1 pseudogene is annotated in these 349 nt (G+C 41.0%); it reads left to right on the top strand.

The features are described 5' to 3' along the window. A pseudogene (locus SB689_RS22720) lies at positions 1-349 on the top strand (NAD-dependent DNA ligase LigA); the annotation flags it as partial.

The following is a 349-nucleotide window of genomic DNA, read 5'->3' as shown; positions in this document are numbered from 1 at the left end:
CAAGACTTCTCAGCAGGCCAAATTATGCAAAAGCCTTGATGAGGTAAAGGAATTTATCACGTTCTGGGATACGGAGCGTCACAATCTGCCATTCGAAATTGATGGGATTGTTTTAAAAGTAAACTCTCTGCATCAGCAAAGACAATTGGGATATACTGCCAAAGCTCCGCGTTGGGCTATGGCTTATAAATTTAAGGCAGAAAAGGTAGAAACAGAACTTCAGAGCGTTTCTTATCAGGTGGGAAGAACAGGTGCTATTACTCCTGTAGCCAACTTAAAGCCTGTTTTATTGGCCGGAACTATTGTGAAAAGAGCTTCTCTGCATAATGAGGATATCATCAAAAAACTG

The sequence above is a fragment of the Chryseobacterium sp. SIMBA_038 genome (assembly GCF_046535115.1).
Taxonomy (GTDB): Bacteria; Bacteroidota; Bacteroidia; order Flavobacteriales; family Weeksellaceae; genus Chryseobacterium.
Note: the sequence above shows the minus strand (reverse complement) of the source record. Positions and strands in the feature narration are given on the sequence as shown.